15 protein-coding genes and 1 pseudogene are annotated in these 16688 nt (G+C 57.3%); 8 read left to right on the top strand and 8 right to left on the bottom strand.

Going from position 1 to position 16688, the window contains the following annotated elements; translation table 11 throughout:
• The 5 genes from JCM25354_RS17750 to JCM25354_RS08620 form a co-directional block, all read right to left on the bottom strand.
• On the bottom strand, positions 1–450 hold a 450-nt coding region (locus JCM25354_RS17750), incomplete at its 3' end, for a hypothetical protein (RefSeq protein ID WP_035447085.1).
• 681 nt (positions 451–1131) lie between these two features.
• Positions 1132–1524 (bottom strand): hypothetical protein, encoded by a 393-nt coding sequence (locus JCM25354_RS17745; protein WP_243443979.1) that lies wholly within the window; start codon positions 1522–1524, stop codon positions 1132–1134.
• 11 nt (positions 1525–1535) lie between these two features.
• A complete protein-coding gene (locus JCM25354_RS23035) occupies positions 1536–1667 on the bottom strand; it encodes a hypothetical protein (RefSeq protein WP_279379564.1) in 132 nt (43 codons plus the stop codon).
• The gene (locus JCM25354_RS08625) at positions 1667–2674 is read right to left on the bottom strand and encodes an L-threonylcarbamoyladenylate synthase (protein WP_025885717.1); all 1008 of its coding nucleotides are present in this window, start codon (positions 2672–2674) and stop codon (positions 1667–1669) included. The genes JCM25354_RS23035 and JCM25354_RS08625 overlap by 1 nt, the downstream gene beginning before the upstream one ends.
• Positions 2671–3477 (bottom strand): 3'(2'),5'-bisphosphate nucleotidase CysQ family protein, encoded by an 807-nt coding sequence (locus tag JCM25354_RS08620; protein WP_025885716.1) that lies wholly within the window; start codon positions 3475–3477, stop codon positions 2671–2673. The genes JCM25354_RS08625 and JCM25354_RS08620 overlap by 4 nt, the downstream gene beginning before the upstream one ends.
• 215 nt (positions 3478–3692) lie before the next feature.
• Here JCM25354_RS08620 and JCM25354_RS08615 point away from each other — a divergent pair, with 215 nt between their 5' ends.
• The 6 genes from JCM25354_RS08615 (at position 3693) to JCM25354_RS08590 (ending at position 11144) form a co-directional block, all read left to right on the top strand.
• Positions 3693–4175 (top strand): NADH-quinone oxidoreductase subunit B family protein, encoded by a 483-nt coding sequence (locus tag JCM25354_RS08615; RefSeq protein WP_025885715.1) that lies wholly within the window; start codon positions 3693–3695, stop codon positions 4173–4175.
• Positions 4172–5059, top strand: a complete 888-nt coding sequence (locus JCM25354_RS08610; protein ID WP_025885714.1) for an NUDIX hydrolase — start codon at positions 4172–4174, stop codon at positions 5057–5059. Before JCM25354_RS08615 ends, JCM25354_RS08610 begins: the two co-directional genes overlap by 4 nt.
• Positions 5060–5195: 136 nt before the next feature.
• Positions 5196–6173: a quinolinate synthase NadA gene (gene nadA, locus JCM25354_RS08605; RefSeq protein ID WP_408734985.1), complete on the top strand. Its 978-nt coding sequence runs from the start codon at positions 5196–5198 to the stop codon at positions 6171–6173.
• 10 nt (positions 6174–6183) lie between these two features.
• Positions 6184–7680: an L-aspartate oxidase gene (locus JCM25354_RS08600; protein WP_148301452.1), complete on the top strand. Its 1497-nt coding sequence runs from the start codon at positions 6184–6186 to the stop codon at positions 7678–7680.
• Positions 7677–8537, top strand: coding sequence for a carboxylating nicotinate-nucleotide diphosphorylase (gene nadC, locus JCM25354_RS08595; RefSeq protein WP_025885711.1), 861 nt, complete (start codon positions 7677–7679; stop codon positions 8535–8537). Before JCM25354_RS08600 ends, nadC begins: the two co-directional genes overlap by 4 nt.
• Positions 8538–8837: 300 nt before the next feature.
• Complete coding sequence (locus tag JCM25354_RS08590) at positions 8838–11144, top strand: TonB-dependent receptor (RefSeq protein ID WP_025885710.1); 2307 nt, start codon at positions 8838–8840, stop codon at positions 11142–11144.
• 36 nt (positions 11145–11180) lie between these two features.
• On the opposite strand, the gene JCM25354_RS08585 is transcribed toward JCM25354_RS08590, so the two are convergent.
• From JCM25354_RS08585 to JCM25354_RS20155, 3 genes are read right to left on the bottom strand one after another with little or no spacing between them, the layout of a single operon-like run.
• Entirely contained in the window at positions 11181–12233 is a 1053-nt protein-coding gene (locus JCM25354_RS08585) for a thioredoxin family protein (protein WP_084294695.1), read from the bottom strand.
• Between the two features lie 52 nt (positions 12234–12285).
• A complete protein-coding gene (locus JCM25354_RS17740; RefSeq protein WP_084294690.1) occupies positions 12286–13407 on the bottom strand; it encodes a mannitol dehydrogenase family protein in 1122 nt (373 codons plus the stop codon).
• Positions 13374–13769 (bottom strand): mannitol dehydrogenase family protein, encoded by a 396-nt coding sequence (locus tag JCM25354_RS20155; RefSeq protein ID WP_051537310.1) that lies wholly within the window; start codon positions 13767–13769, stop codon positions 13374–13376. Before JCM25354_RS20155 ends, JCM25354_RS17740 begins: the two co-directional genes overlap by 34 nt.
• 196 nt (positions 13770–13965) lie before the next feature.
• Between JCM25354_RS20155 and JCM25354_RS08575 the strand changes: the two genes are divergently transcribed.
• Positions 13966–15171: a TIGR03862 family flavoprotein gene (locus JCM25354_RS08575; protein WP_025885708.1), complete on the top strand. Its 1206-nt coding sequence runs from the start codon at positions 13966–13968 to the stop codon at positions 15169–15171.
• 51 nt (positions 15172–15222) lie between these two features.
• Positions 15223–16655: pseudogene (locus tag JCM25354_RS17735) on the top strand (helicase HerA domain-containing protein).
• Positions 16656–16688 lie beyond the last annotated feature (33 nt).

Here is a 16688-nt window from a genome sequence, read left to right as displayed (position 1 = left end):
GGCATCATACGAACCCTGGGCAGTAACGCCGCCGGATACCCGATCGTAAGAGACGGAACTTGTCCCCGAGGAATCGATGATTTTCACAGATGTGCTGGCGCCTGCGAAAGACGGGTAAGCGGTTGATCCGGGTACGGCACCTGACTGGTTGGACCATTTTACTGATGAGGGGTCGGTGATCTTGTCATTGCTGACGAGGGTATATCCGGTGCTGGGATTATAGGAGATGAAGCCGTTTTCGGTCTGGTAGGAGCCGGTGGTTGTATTCTGCCCGCTGAGTATGACCTTGCCGCTGGCATCTTTGTATGTCCAGGTCTTGCCGTCATAGCTTGCCGTAAGGGGACCGATGGCTGCGTTGCCATTCTGTGCAGCGACGGTGCCATCGGCATTCAGCGTATAGATATAGACATTGGTGAGCGTTGTCGGAAGATACCCTACAGATCCAGCCATTGTTCTTCTTTCCTCCTCGAAGTGCTGGTTTTCTACTGGCTCATAACTTTATTCAACAACCAAAAAAAACTGCAACAAGATAAATAATCAGCAAAAAATTTTCACAACTACTTTATATTTCTATATTTTTACAGATAATATTCACTCTGTATTTGAAGATGTTTTCTGTCTCCTGTATCGCCTGATACCTCAACTCAGACGCAAGGGTAGGTTTTTTCAAACGCTTGCCGAAAGGCGGAATGGTGTCGTTTCGGATATCTGATACCGAAATGCCGTCTTTCGTTCTCGTTTGTGTTACTACAGAATGTCTGTTCGTAGAGTTACAAAATTTTTCTCAATAAATTAAAGTAATGATATGAGTATGAGAAATGTGCATTTATAATATTATATAAATTATAATATGCATATAACTGTATTTATATATTTTTATAAATATTCCGGTATATTATTCTGTCTTGGAATTATCGTTCTTAATGCTGTCTTTTGAGAATAGGGGCTGAGAGGGGGCTCGTAGAGGCTAATATCAGCAATTCATGAACCCTGGAACGAAATGGAAAGCCAATTTACGTGGTTATCAAATAATAAATACAGAAAATATGCATCATTATCATTTATGACAATAATATATGGAGATGGTGCAGGGTATCTGCATCTCTCTTTGGGGATTTATCTCCACTGAGATTAACGTAGATAAATCGAACGATCCACGTGTGGTGTGTCCGTGATGGAATGAACGAACTGTGTTCCGGCGATGCCGATCAGAATACCAGCAGCAAACCCGCACCAGATGAGAACGCTGAAATAAGGTCTGCGCGCTTCGCGAGTCAGGAGTTTTGACTGCAATTCTGCCCGCGATTGTTGTGTCTGAAAGAGCTCCGAGCGCACGGCTTCGAGTCTTGCTCGGGAATTGCGCAGCTCGAGGTCCATCTGACGCAGATTATTGGTGAGCGTTACGATCTGTTGACGCGCTGCCAGCGTATCAGCGCTGTTCTCTGCGGGTTTTGTCGTGCGTGATGTTCTGGGTTTTGCACGAGGCGGCGGGTTGGGGGCGATGGCGACGAAAAGGTTTTTCAACGCGCCTCCGGTCATGCCGCTTTTTTCGCCCGCGAGCGCAGCGCGTTGAGCGCCGCTACGGACTGCCCTTCCTGCTCTTCGAGAACAAGGGCAAGAATATCCGAGAGAACCTTGAGTTCCTTGGGGTCGAACGAGCCGGACATCAGCCGATCATGCTCTCCAGATCGTCATCGCCGCCTGCCACAGGGCGTGGACTCGCAGCACGGCGCAGACGATCGAGAATGGCTAGGCCCAGCCCGTGGCGCGGAACGGGCATGGCGGCAATGGTCTGCAATCCTCGACGCTGTCCTTCACCGTCCAGAAAGCGCAGTCCGGCAAAGAGGCGGGCAGCGGCCTCTTCAAGATCGCCTGACTCGCTGAGATTATAGACCAGGCCAGCACCTGGCAGTGTGGCGCCAAAGGCCAGAAGCGCTTCGTTTTGATCGACTGTCTCGGCATTCAGGCGTACCATCAAACCGGGCGCATAGTGTGACGCCAGCATACCTGGAGATGACGGGAGTTTGGTCGCGTAGTCATCAGGGTTGCGTATTGTACCACAGATGGTTTCGAGCTGCTCCAGAGTAATCCCGCCCGGACGCAGCAGAAAGGGTACCTCCCGCGACAGATCAATGACCGTGCTTTCCAGTCCGACCGAACAGGGGCCTGAATCAAGAATGGCGTCGACGCGTCCGTGCATGTTCCGCAAAACGTGGAAAGCATCTGAAGGACTGACACGACCGGAAGGATTAGCCGAGGGGGCTGCCACGGGTTCCCCCACGGCCTCAAGCAAGGCAAGTGCAGTTTTGCCGCGAGGCACACGCACCGCAATGGTTGGCAGACCTGCCGTGGCAAGATCGCAGATCGTTGATCCGCTCTTGCGCGGCAGGATCATGGTCAGTGGCCCTGGCCAGAATTTTTCGGCAAGGCGATAAGCCAGATCGGTCGGTTCGACATGGGCGAACGCGGCCTGGGAGCTGGCGAAATGGCTGATCAGCGGGTTGAAACGAGGCCGGTTCTTGGCGGCAAAGATATGGGCAACCGCTGTGTTCGACGTTGCGAGGGCGCCGAGCCCATAGACGGTTTCGGTGCCGAAGGCGACCAGCTTGCCCTCAAGGAGCAGGGCAGCAGCGCGGGCAATGGCATCGGGGTCGGCCTTGAGAATTTTAGTCATGCGTCATGCGCTCCCGCTGGCTGGCGACCGGTGCACAGGAAAGGGGGATTGAACCAGCCTGGCTTGCCGTATCTGAGAGGTTTCCCCTGCTCGTCAAGAACATGCCCTCCAGCGGCTTCGACTATAGCCTGAGGGGCGGCTGTGTCCCATTCCATGGTCGGGCCCAGGCGAGGATAGAAATCGGCAGCGCCTTCTGCGATACGAACAAACTTCGCAGCAGATCCGATATTGCCCAGAGAGCCGACCTTGCGGCCTGCCAGCCATTCTTTCAGACGAGGATCGTCGGCATAATGACGTGAAGCCAGAATGCGCAACCCGCTTTCTGGTGGCAATACGGCGGTAATTTCGCCATGGCCGTTTCGGTCACGGCGCCAGGCACCTTTGCCAATCAGTCCTGTATAAAGCTGATCATAGGCTGGCAGGGACATGGCGCCCAGAACAGCCCTGTTATTGTGAACGAGGCCTATATTGACGGTGAAATCATCGCGACCTGCAGCAAACTCCCGTGTGCCATCAAGCGGATCGACCAGCCAGTAGGTCTCTCCTGGTTCGACAAACAGCCCGTTGGCTACTTCCTCTTCCCCGATAGCCGGAATGTCCGGCGTCGCTGAACGGAGTCCTGACAGAATATAGCGTTCTGCTGCTTGGTCGGCTTCGGTCACCGGAGATCTGTCGGCCTTGATGATCGTCTCGAATCCACGGTGGCGGATATCATTGATGAGCGTTGCAGCCTCCTCTGCCAGTCTGGCAGCAAGGGCGAGCAAGGTATTGGCATCAAAGGGAAGGACAGGGCTGAGAGTCATGTTCCGGGCTTACCGCAACTTCCTCATATCGTCATGGGCAAAACGACGAGATCATACGATTTGCATTGAACGGCAACCGTCTGAAATCTTCTTTCGCTTTTTGTCCGGGCTGAAAGCTGAGGTGAGGGGCAGGCGGGGATACAGGACAGACGGGGGTTTTTCGGCAGTGGTGTTTGTGGTGATATCCGGGGCGAATCAGACGAGCGGATTAATTCATGATTTACCTGCGTGCGTTGCTGGACGCCCATCGCTGGCGGTCCCGAAGCGCTCTGCCGACAGCGCCGCGTCCTTTGGCATTGCATGTTGTCGCGGGCGGTGGATGTGACGGATGCCTGACCGAGACCAATGCGCTACAGGGGGCGGCCTATGATCTGGCGCGTCACGATATCCGCTTTGTTGATACGCCGCATGACGCTGAACTTCTTTTTGTTGTCGGTGTGATCACGCGCGCGATGTTGCCTGCAGTTCAGGAACGCTGGGCGGCCATGCCTTCGCCCAAGGGGGTTGTCGCAATCGGTGATTGTGCGCTGGGCAAGGGACCCTTCGGGACGAATTATGCAATTCTGGGGGGCATTATGGAAGCCGGTCTTGCCGGTATGCAGCATTGTGATGTTGCCTTGCAGGGATGTCCGCCTGCTCCGGCTGAAATCCTGCGTGGATTGTTGCTGCTGACCACCGGCCGTGTGGTCTCGGCATGAATCACATCCGGTCCGAACTTGTGGCGGTTCTCATTGCGGTGCAGGATGAAATGCCTCTGGTCCTGACGCTCGATCAGGGGCGCAATCTTCCCTCCGGTCCGCTTGAGACCGCTCATCGTTCCCTGCAACGTGGCATGCGGCTCTGGATAGAGCAGCAGACCCAGTGTCATCTGGGGCATATAGAACAGCTCTATACCTTTGCCGAAGCGACCGGTGCTGATATTGGCGGGCGTGATCATCCGCGGTTGATTCGTATTTCCTATATGGGGCTTACAAGGCTTGGCGAGACCCAGGAGGGATGGCGCGGGTTGTATGAGTATTTCCCCTGGGAGAACCGGCGCGAGCAGGGGGCGGACCAGCTCGATGCAGAGATCGGTCGTGCATTGCTGCAATGGGCCGGGCGTGATGCAGCGCGTTTGTGGCGCTGTGCAGAAACTTTCGGCCTCGATGGTCAGCCCTGGAATGACGAGCTGGTTCTCCATCGTTACGAACTGCTCTGGGAAGCGGGACTTCTGCCGGAATCACGCCATCATGCCCCTTGGCTTGTTCCCGGGCGTTGTATGCCGTCAGATCGGCGGCGTATTCTGGCCACAGCTCTCGCAAGGCTGAGAGCAAAGATACGCTATCGCCCCGTCGTGTTCGAGTTGATGCCTGAGACCTTCACGCTCTGGCAGCTGCAACGCACAGTAGAGGCGATTGCAGGCCGTCCACTGCACAAGCAGAACTTCCGCAGGCTGATCCTGGCACAGGATCTGGTCGAGGAGACCGGTGAGGCTGAGACGCAGCTTCAGGGGCGTCCGGCAAGGCTGTACCGGTTCAGGGGGACTGTAATCGGTACGCGGCATCTCATGGGGTCCAAACTTCCGATTGCGCGCTCGATCTGACCCTGTTTTGCCGATCGGCATCACGAGATTGTGGTTTTGAAATCGGAATGCTCCATCCCAATGTAGACATGCTAATAACCTTGCCTCCATTATGCTCAATGAGAGCATAACCAGCGGAGAAGATCTCATGGATCAGATGACCCTCGTCAGAGACCGCAGCGACGCGCTCTACGCGCCCGTTTCCCGCCTGATGACCCGAGAGGACTGGGAACAGAATTTCGCCAATGATATCCGGGCCATCCTGCGTCTGAAGCGTGAGCGCAATGCCGTGATCCTGGCTCATAACTATCAGACGCCCGAGATTTTCCATTGTATCTCGGATATACGCGGGGACAGCCTTGCGCTTGCACGAGAGGCCCAGCGGGCGGAAGAACAGGTGATCGTGATGGCAGGCGTGCATTTCATGGCTGAAACTGCGAAGCTGATGAATCCCGAGAAGACGGTCCTGATTCCTGATTCTATGGCCGGGTGCTCACTGGCGGAATCCATTACGGCAGAGAATGTCCGTGCGCTCAAGGCAACCTATCCAGGCGTTCCGGTAGTCACCTATGTGAACAGCTCTGTCGCGGTGAAGGCTGAGACCGATATCTGCTGCACCTCAGGCAATGCAAGGAAAATCGTTGAAAGTCTGGGCGTTCCGCGGGTTATCATGATTCCCGATGAGTTTCTGGCACAGAATATCCAGAATGAAACCGGCATCGAGATGTTGACATGGCCGGGTCATTGCGAGGTGCATGAGCGTTTCACCCCGCTGGAGATCCGGCAATACCGGCGTATGCATCCGGGTGTGGTGGTGCTTGCCCATCCCGAATGTCCGCCGGAAGTGGTGGCAGAAGCCGATTATGCCGGATCCACTGCGGGCATGATGGAATTTGTAGCCACCAGACAGCCGAAAAAGGTGCTGCTCGTTACGGAATGCTCAATGAGCGATAATCTGGCAGCCCTGAATCCGGCAGTGGAATTTGTACGCCCCTGTAATCTCTGCCCACATATGAAGCGCATTACACTCTCTTCCATTCGCCGTGCACTGGAGAACATGGAAGAGGAAGTGACTATTCCGGACGAGCTCTTCCCGCAGGCACGTCGCGCGGTTGAGCGGATGCTGGCCATCTGAGGGTCTTGCCATGATGACGCTGACCCGATTTGCAGGCTGGCCGGTGATTGCCGGTGCCGGCCTCGCCGGACTTTCTGCAGCCCTGCATCTTGACCGGCCTTGTGTGGTCCTGACTCCAGGTGCTCTTGGCGAAGAGGCGGCCAGCATGCTGGCACAGGGCGGGTTTGCTGCGGCGGTTGGTCATGACGACAGCATATCCCTGCATGTTGCAGATACGCTCGCTGCCGGTGACGGGCTCTGTGACCGCAAGGTGGTCGAAACCATTATCGGGGCTGGACCTTCTGCCATACACACCTTGCTCGGCTGGGGGGTGGCGTTCACGCGCAAGGGGAGCGATACGCTGGACCTGCATCTTGAGGCCGCCCATTCCCGCGCGCGCATTGCCCATGTGAGGGGAGATGGCAGCGGGGCGGGCATCATGCAGGCATTGATCGCTCAGGTCAGAAATCTGCCACGTATTGTTGTGCTGGATGGCGTCACACTTGAACATATTCATGCTGTCGACGGCAGAGTGCGGGGAGTCTGGCTCAATACAGGGCAATTTATTCCTACCAATAGCTGTATCCTGGCTAGTGGCGGAGCTGGTGCGCTTTATGCCGGGGCGACAAGCCCGAACAGCAATACAGGGCGTGGTATGGCCGCGGCGGCACGGGCCGGAGCGCAACTGGCTGATATGGAATTTGTGCAGTTCCATCCCACTGCACTCAATGTGGAAACCGGTGGCGCGCGCTTGCCTCTGATCAGCGAAGCGGTACGTGGGGCGGGGGGCGTTCTGGTTGATGAGACCGGTGAGCGGTTTACCGACGAACTGCAGTCCCGCGACCGTGTCTCCCGGGCAATCGCAGGGCACAGAAGCGAGGGGCATCAGGTTTTTCTCGATGCGCGCACCGGGAAATCAGGCAAAGGGTTGAAACGGGTCTTTTCCAGACAGTTTCCTGGAATTGCTCTCTCCTGTCTTCATTATGGGATCGACCCTGATCGAGAGCTTATTCCCGTGCGGCCGGCTGTGCATTATCATATGGGGGGCGTTGCGACCGATCTGCACGGTAGAGCCAGTCTTTCCGGGTTATGGGCTTGTGGAGAGGTCGCCTGCACAGGTCTGCATGGGGCCAATCGTCTGGCCAGCAACTCCCTGCTTGAGGCCTTTGTTATGGGAAGGTCTGTAGCCTGGGATGTCAATAACAGCCCGCGTGAGCGTCATTCCTGTCAGGATCCTGATCGTCCGGTTCGGATGGGAGCGGCCAGTTTTGGTGTGCAGATGGAGAAGGGCGCGGGTATTCTTCGCGATCAGGACGGACTTGGAGCGCTTTCCTCTTATCTTGCGCCGCTGGCCGGACGCGATGACCATGCCCTGGTTGGTGCCGCTATCGCTTCGGCGGCGCTGCGCCGGTGTGAGAGCCGTGGTAGTCACTGGCGTATTGATTGCCAGATGACTGCCCGGGCCGAACGCTTTCATTTCACCCTGAAGGATATCGGTCTTCAGGAACGGAGTTCAGTTTACGCATGACTGCATTCATTTCTCCTTTGCCGGATCTGATGTGGGAACCAATCGTACGGGCCGGGCTTGTCGAGGATTTCGGCACTGGGGGTGACGCGACATCCCAGGCGATTGCACGCCCAGGTCAGCGTCTGCGTGCTGTGTTTCGTGCACGTCACGAAGGGGTTGTGGCCGGTATGAGCGCAGTGCGTCTGGCTTTTACCCTGCTTGATCCAGCTGTCAGTTTTGCAATGCTCAAGGGCGATGGCTGCCGGATTGCACCGCGTGATATCCTTGCCGAGGTTGAAGGTAGCGCAGAAACCATTCTGGGCGGCGAACGCACGGCACTTAATCTTCTGTCCCATCTGAGCGGCATTGCGACCGCTACACGTCAGGTGGTCGATGCTGTGCAAGGCACGAAGGCGCGGATCTGCTGTACCCGCAAGACATTGCCTGGACTCCGTGCCGTTCAGAAATACGCCGTCAAGGCAGGAGGAGGCAGCAACCATCGCTATCGCCTCGATGATGCGATCCTGATCAAGGATAACCATATTGCTCTTTGTGGAGGTGTGGCTGCTGCTCTCGAGGGGGCCAGAAATCGCGCAGGCCATCTGATGGCTGTGGCGCTGGAGGTTGATACGCTCGACCAGCTGGAAACAGCCCTCTCGGTCGGTGGCGCCGATGTCTATCTGCTCGACAACATGTCGCCCGACACGCTGCGGCAAGCCGTACAGCTTGTTGATGGCCGCGCAGTGACCGAAGCCTCGGGCGGCATTACTCCGGAGACGGCTCCCGTCATCGCAGCTACCGGTGTTGATGTGCTTTCTCTTGGCTGGCTTACCCATAGCGTTCGTGCGCTGGATATTGGTCTCGATATCGATCTCTGATCCCGGGGTTTCTGCTTCTTTGAGATATGAGGCGTCAGGTGTCTGTAACCTGACGTAGATCCTGGTCTCTGATCGTATTCTTCCTGACGGGATTTCGGGTGTGATGTGCGGAAATCTCGTCAGAAGGTCATATACAAAGGCACATCATTACGAATTCAATATGTTTCGATGTGTTTTCGACTTGTATACCTTCTTGTGTTCGTGCAGACAGGAGGCAGAGCCAAATGAGCCAGAAGATATAATTTTATATCTTGAAAGTAATAAAACGGAAAATTTCCGTAATCTGGAAAGAGGGATTCGATGGCATGTATTTCTGGCCGGACGCAGTTCAAGGCCGGGCTGGCTGTGCTGCTTACCTCTGCAACCTGTCTCGCCCAGAATGTCGTTTTAGCAGCAACACAGTCTGCCGTTTCTGGTGATCGCCACTCAAAACGTCATACTGTGTCAGCCGGACGCAATGCTGCTGATCGGCATGTCACAAGAAACGCCGTCGAGGCCAGGGGCGAAGAGCAGATTTCGGTCACGACCAGTCGTCAGGCACTGAATGGCGGCGGCGGCATGATGCGTATCGAGCATGCCCCGCGTAATGTGCAGACGGTCGATCACGAATACATCTCCATGCGCAACCCGTCGAGCACGGCGCTGGACCTTATCCAGAATTTGCCAAGTGTCAGTATTAGCACGCCAGATCCTTACGGTATGCAGGGGGGGCAGATCCAGTCGCGCGGCCTGACCGATCTCGATATGGCGCTTCTGGTCGATGGCGCGCCTGCCGCCGCGGCTAAATACATCACCGAGAACATCGATACGGAAAACGTGGAATCAGTCTCCCTCACGCCGGGCAGCTCGGAAACGGCCCTGCCGGTGATGTCGGCAGCCAGCGGAACAATGAACGAGACCACCCATACGCCTGACAAGAAATTCGGCGGTCTGGTCGATTTTTCCTATGGCACCAATAATCTGTCGCGTGAGTTCATCCGCGTGGATACGGGCGAGATCGGCCATAGCGGCGTGCGCGGATATTTCTCTTTCTCGAACACCCATACCCGAAGCTGGATGGGGGCTGGCATCAACGACCGTCGTCACATCGATTTCGGCCTGAATAAGACCTGGCAGAACGGATCTTTCGCCAAGACTTTCGTTTCGTGGAACTGGGAAGATTTCATGATCGATAATTATCCGACCCAGCAGGAATTTTATAAATACAAGCATACGGGTGAGGGCTATGGCCGCTCGGCCAATTCCAATAATATCAACTATTGGAAGAATAATACCGACTACTGGAATCAGGTCTTTATCTCGGCCCCGATCCACATCGTTCTGACGCGTCGCCTCGCATTCGATTTGCAGCCTTATTACAGCCTGGGCAAGGGCTGGGATGCTTCACCGGGTGGCACGGCAACCCAGGCGGACGGTTCGACGCGCAATGTTACCAGCTACTTCCTGCAAGGGGCGACCGAGCGTCGCGGTGCCGTGGCCAAGCTCGGCTTTGATGTCGACCGGCATAACCATGTGTCTTTCGGCTATTGGTACGAAAACAACTATACCCAGCAATCCTACCCCACCAGCTACACCATGGAGAGCGGCGCGGCACCCAGCCCCAATGCTGCCACCTATCTTATCGATGCTGGCGATCAGCAGAATGCGGGCACCGAGATCCACAGCCTGTTCATTGAGGATCATGCCAAATACCTGAATGACAAGCTCGATATCCAGGCCGGGTTCAAATTCGTCATGGCCAATACCTGGAACAAGGATCTCTACGGCCGCATGGCCAATAACCGCACCGAGCCGCTACCGCAGCTCTCTGTCGGCTACACGATCGACGAGCATAGCCAGATCTATCTGAACGCCGAGGGCGATTATCGTCAGCCGAGCGCGGTCGATCTGGGCTGGCTCTATACCAGCGTGCCGATCCCGAAAAACCAGTATTCGATCAAGGAAGAGCTGGGCTATCGCTATCACGACCAGCACATCATTCTCGATGCTTCGTTCTTCAACTATAACGTCACCAACCGCATCGTGAACCAGTATCTGGGCATGAACCAGTTCAAGCCGTTCTCGATCGGCAACCAGCACATGCGCGGCTTGGATTTCATGATTTCGGGGCGCCCGATCCATGGTTTCAGCCCCTACGCCTCGGTCGAATATCTGCATGCCGTGCAGGACAGCAATGTGTTCGACCCCTATACGAATGTCATGCTGAATTCGAAGGGTACGCAGGCCATCATGGCGCCGCGTATTCTCGCTAATTTCGGTCTGACCTATAAATATGCCGGGTTCTTCGGCAATGCGAGCCTGCATTATACCGGGCCGCAATCGGTTAGTGTGGCGGGAGATCAGCGTATGCCGGGCTTTGTGACCAATACCATTTCGCTTGGCTATCGCTTCAAGCCGATCGGTATCGCGCAATCGCCCACCATCAAGCTGAATTTTGCCAATGTGACCGGCTCGATTGTCCGTACTGGCGCTATGGGAGCTATTTACAGCGCCAAGGACCCGAGCACGGTCTATAGTGGCAGTCTCGCGCCCTATACCGGTTATGGCAATTCTTTCATGACCGCTGCCCGCTTCACCATGACGGGCACAGTGTCGACCAGCTTCTGAGCAACCAGGGGGCGTTGCCCCCTGAGACGCCGCCCCTCAGCCGAAGGTGAAGGAGAATGCTTCGACGCCGGGCGAGAGAAATTCGATTTTGAATTCATGCTCGCTCACAGTGTTTTCGGGCTGGCGTACGAGCTGATAGAGGCGCTGGCTGGTCACCGTGCCAAGACCATTCTCGTCGCAATCGCTGCCATGCATCGCGCCGGGCGCCTTGCCATCGATCGTTATCCTGAACTTCACGGGAGTGTTGCTTTTCATCGGGCCAAGCACCAGATGCAGATCACGGGCGTGAAAGCGGAACACGATGGCGCCGCCTGCCTTGTTCAGTCGCGCCGATTCAGGACCCACCGTCCAGTTGCCGGTCAGCCCCCACTGATTGAGGGCGGGGGAGCGTTCGATCACATAGTCATTGGGTGAATCCTGAATGGCGCCGCCTGTTGAAATAAAATTGCTGGCGCGTTCATAGCCGATATAGGTCTCTGGCGAGCCGATATCAGACTGATCGGCCTCGACCTGCTCAGCGCTACCCTTCGGGTGAACCAGATCGCTTGGCACATCCTTCGCGCCGTTTTCGCGTAGCATGGCCTGAAGCATGCGCTCGGAATTGTTGTAATCGCCCTCACCGAAATGATGCGCCTGAACCTTGCCGTCCCCCCCCACGAAATAGGCGGCAGGCCAGTATTCATTGCCAAAGCCGTTCCAGATTGTCCGGTCGTTGTCGACGGCGACGGGGAAGGTGATGTGAAACCGTGCGACGGCTTTCTTGATATTGTCGACGTTTTTTTCGAACGCGAATTCGGGTGCATGAACACCGATCACGACAAGACCGTAGGGCTTGTACTTGTCGGCCCAAGCCTCGACATAGGGCAGTTCGCGAAGGCAGTTGATGCAGGAATACGTCCAGAAATCGACCAGCACCACCTTGCCCTTCAGTGTCTCCGCCGAAAGGGGCTGGGTATTCAGCCACGATGTGGCTCCCGAAAGGGAAGCGAGGGGCGCTGCCTGCGCCACCGGGGCGGCGCAAAGCGTTACGGCGAGGCCCAGCCCGGAATAACGCAGGAACGACAATCCGAGTGACGAAAATGCGACCATGAAAAGCGCCTTTGGACGGAAGAGGCGGCGATTCCCTTCCGGCCCGAAGTCATCAGGCGCTGGCAGGTTCTGCCGCAAGGAGTTCAACCAGAACGGCGCTTGTGCCCCTCTGTTCCATGCTTTCCGCCATTTCACGAATCACGCGGCGATGTCCGTCATCGAGTGTGAAGCTTTCGAACACGGTCATGGTGAACACCGTCTCCCAGCTTTCCGCGAGCTTGCGCTGCGTGTCGGATAGTGCGGGTTCGAACGGCGTGAAGGCCTCGCCCTGATCGGTGCGACCGCGCAGATAGCGAATAAAACAGGCCAGAACGAACGCTACCCGGTCGAGCGACGCGCCAGAGGCTACCAGCTTGTTCCAGCTCGGGGCGAGGAAGACCGGCAGCTTGCTGCCGCCATCGCCGGTGATACGGGCCAGCCTGTCGCCGACATTCGGATTGCTGAACCGCGCAATGATCAGATCGCGATAGGCCGGGAGCGGCATGCCCTGCGGCGCGCTCAGATGCGGAATGACATCGAGGCTCATGAAGCGCTCGACCAGTTTGCCGATTTGCGGGTCGATAATGGCATCGCGCACGGTTTCGAGCCCTGAAAGCTGGCCGGGATAGGCGAGCATCGAGTGCGAGGCATTGAGCATGCGCACCTTGGCGAGTTCGTAAGGATGCACATCGGGAACGATCTGGGCACCAACCTTTTCGAGTGCCGGGCGTCCGTTCACGAAGCGGTCTTCAATTACCCACTGGGCAAATTCTTCCGAGATCACCGGCAGGCGGTCATGCACGCCGCATTCCGCGTTGACGCGGTCTGCGTCCTCCTTGAGCACGGCGGGGGTGATGCGATCGACCATCGAGCTCGGAAACGACACGTTCTGCTCGATCCACTCGGCGAGTGTCGGGTCCAGAGCACGGGCATGGCTGGTAACCGAACGCTGCGTTACGACGCCATTATCGCGCAGATTATCGCATGACATGACAGTGAAAGGCGCAATACCAGCCTCACGACGCAGACGCAGGGCTTCGACGATAAAGCCGAACGCTGATTCTGGTCTGGTCGGGGTGGCGAGCTCACGCTGTGTCAGGGGCGTCTCCAGGCGATACGCGCCTGTTGCATGATCCTGGTTATAACCGCCCTCGGTTATTGTCATCGAGACGATGCGCGTTTCCGGGTTCGCCATGCGCGCCAGAACAGCCTGGGGATCAGCAGGGGCAAGAGGTAATCGAGCATAGACCCGATTACCTGATGTCGTGTTGTGCCGTCAGGGGCGTAGCGTGTCAGGGTGTAGAGATTATCCTGGGCCGGAAAAGCCTCGAGTTTCAGCCGCTCGGTAGCGTCGTCAATAAGGCCAACGCCACAAAATCCCCATCCTTCATTGCCCGGCTCGTGGAGAAGACGATCAACATACCAGCACTGGTGAGCGCGATGGAAATTGCCGACGCTCAGATGAACGATCCCGACTTTCAGGGAGGTGCGATCATAGGCAAATACCTCAACGCTGGCAGGGAGGGTCGGGAGGGTCTCTGAAGAAAGAGCGATCATGGGCTGTCCTGAAGGATCACGAAACATGAATGAAGAGAGACGCAGCGCGTCGAAAACGGCTTGTCTGAAACAGGGCCCTGAGGGGCACCGGTCAGGAGTGGAGCGCGCGGGATGATGTGGCGGTTCCCGCAAAAGGCTCAAGAGCTAAAAACGGCCTTCTATGGCACTATTTGGTGAAGAGGCTTAAACCTGCATCATGCTGACACCACAGATCATCGCCGTGATTGGCGCCGGGCCCGCCGGGCTCGCCGCTGCCGAAAGTCTTTCTTCCGACGGGTTCGATGTGGTCGTCTATGATCAGATGCCAAGCCCTGCGCGCAAGTTTCTCATGGCCGGACGCAGTGGCCTCAATCTGACCCATTCGGAGGATCTGGAAAAATTCCTCTCACGCTACGGTCTGGCAAAGTCGTGGCTCGCTCCGATGATCAGAACCTTTTCTCCTCAGGCCTTGCAGCAATGGGCCGAGGCGCTGGGGCAACCCTGTTTTACGGGCAGCAGCGGCCGTGTTTTTCCCAAAGCAATGAAGGCTTCACCTCTGCTGCGCGCCTGGCTGGCCCGTTTGCAGACCCGGAAAGCGGGCTTTGCCTTGCGACATCGCTGGGCAGGGTGGGATGACAATGGCAGCCTGCTGTTTGAAACACCACAAGGTGTCGTTCGGGTAGCGGCTTCAGCGACCGTTCTTGCTCTCGGGGGCGCCTCATGGCCCCGTCTTGGCAGCGATGGTGACTGGACCCATTTCCTGCCACCAGAGAGCCTGACACCTCTGCAACCGGCCAATTGCGGATTCACGACGGATCTCCCTGCGGCATTTCATGAGCAGTTTCAGGGTGAGGTGCTGCATTCCGTCATGATCAGCGGTGCGGGGTATAGCGCTCGGGGCGATGTGACGATTACCCGTCGGAGTATCGAGGGCGCACCGGTCTATCGCCTGTCAGCTCCTTGGCGCGAGGTCCTGCATCGCGAGGGACGATTGAAGATTACTCTCGATTTTCGTCCCAATTCGACGGAAGAGGAGCTCAGGGCCCGTCTCGAAGGGTTTCGCCAGCGTGAGAGTCAGTCCGGCAAGCTGCGTCGGCTGGGGCTCTCGCCCGCGGCACGCTGGCTGCTGCGTGAGTTCACGGCTGTCGACGCGAGGGCGCCGGTTCTGGCGCACAACATCAAGGCATGTCCGCTGGATCTGACGGCGCCGGACAGTCTGTTGCGTGCCATATCGACTGCAGGTGGCGTGAAAGTCGAGGCGCTTGACGACGGGCTGATGCTCAGGCACCGCCCCGGCGTTTTCGTGGCAGGGGAGATGCTGGACTGGGAGGCCCCGACGGGCGGCTATCTGTTGCAGGCCTGTTTCGCTACGGGACGTCATGCCGCAGAAGGCGTGAAAAACTGGCTGCGTCAACAGGCGTAATCTGCCTCGCGATGGCTGACTTTAGGGGCAAGTTGCGCTAGGGACTGCCCCATGAGCGTATCGATCACGATGGGCCGTGGCCGTGACGGCGCGGATGTCCAGCTGGACCTGACAGAACTTCTCGCAACCCGCCTGCTGGTGCAGGGTAATTCGGGTTCGGGAAAATCGCATCTGCTTCGTCGTTTGCTGGAGCAGACGGCCACGCTCGTGCAGCAGGTCATTGTTGATCCCGAGGGCGATTTCGTGACCTTGGCCGATAAATACGGTCATCTTGTTATTGATGCTTCCGAACAGACAGAAGCCACCTTGCGTGCCGCAGGCGAGCGCGCCCGCGCCCATCGTGCCTCTGTCGTGCTCAATCTGGAATCGGTTGAGGCCGAAATGCAGCTTCGCGCTGCAGGGTCTTTCCTTAACGGCATGTTCGAGGCGCCTCGTGCCCATTGGTACCCGGTGCTGGTGGTGGTGGACGAGGCGCAGCTTTTCGCCCCTGTCGCGAGTGGCGATACGTCAGACGAGGCGCGCCGCCTGTCGCTGGGTGCCATGACCAATCTGATGTGCCGAGGCCGAAAACGCGGCCTCGCCGGGGTGATCGCCACCCAGCGCCTGGCCAAGCTGGCCAAGAATGTCGCGGCAGAGGCATCGAATTTTCTGATGGGTCGCACCTTTCTCGATATTGATATGGTGCGTGCAGCCGATCTTCTGGGCATGGAGCGGCGTACGGCCGAAGCGTTTCGCGATCTGGCGCGCGGGCAGTTCATGGCGCTCGGCCCTGCATTGAGCCGCAGGCCGCTCATGGTGTCGATCGGCGCTGTCGAGACAGCAAGTCATGCAACGGGGCCTGCTCTCACGCCCTTCGAGGCGCGTCCGGCCGAAGATAATTACAGCCTGATTCTCGAACCTGTGGTCGAAACGGCGCCTCGCCCCAGAGAGCGTCGTGCGCCTGCGCCCGATCTGCTGGCCCAGCTCGATTCCTATGCAGCGGCAGTCCCGCTGGAAGAGGCGCCTCCGGTTGTCGAGGCTGCCCCCGAACTGCTCTGGCGTCTGACCGAGGCCGTAGTCGCTGAAAACGACTCAGCTATCGTCCGCTGGCGACGCTCTATCAGGATTTCCAGCTTCGGGCGCGTATCGAGCGGCTTGACCGCAATGTGCTCGATCTGGGGGCGTTCCGCCTGCTTCTGGCCAGTGTGCGATCGGGCTCCAGCTTCGAACAGGCGCAGGAAGAAAACTGGGAGCAGGCGCTCGAGATCGCCCGTGCCGTACCTGAAGATGTGCAGGGCGTGGTGCTGCTTCTGGCGCGTGCAGCGCTCGACGGCGCGCCCTGTCCGGGGGACGAAGCGATTGCTGAAGCCTATGGTACGCATTCGCTCGGTCGTGCGCGCAGACAGCTCGCCTATCTGGAAGAGCGACAGATCATCGTGGTGCAGGACATGCCCTCCGGCCGGCGCATTGCCTTCATCGGCTATGGCTGGCAGACCTGCGGCTAGGGCAACCAGCAGGCGCGCTGTCTCGTTTGTTCA

The sequence above is a fragment of the Asaia prunellae JCM 25354 genome, from assembly GCF_000613885.1.
GTDB lineage: Bacteria > Pseudomonadota > Alphaproteobacteria > Acetobacterales > Acetobacteraceae > Asaia > Asaia prunellae.
Note: the sequence above shows the minus strand (reverse complement) of the source record. Positions and strands in the feature narration are given on the sequence as shown.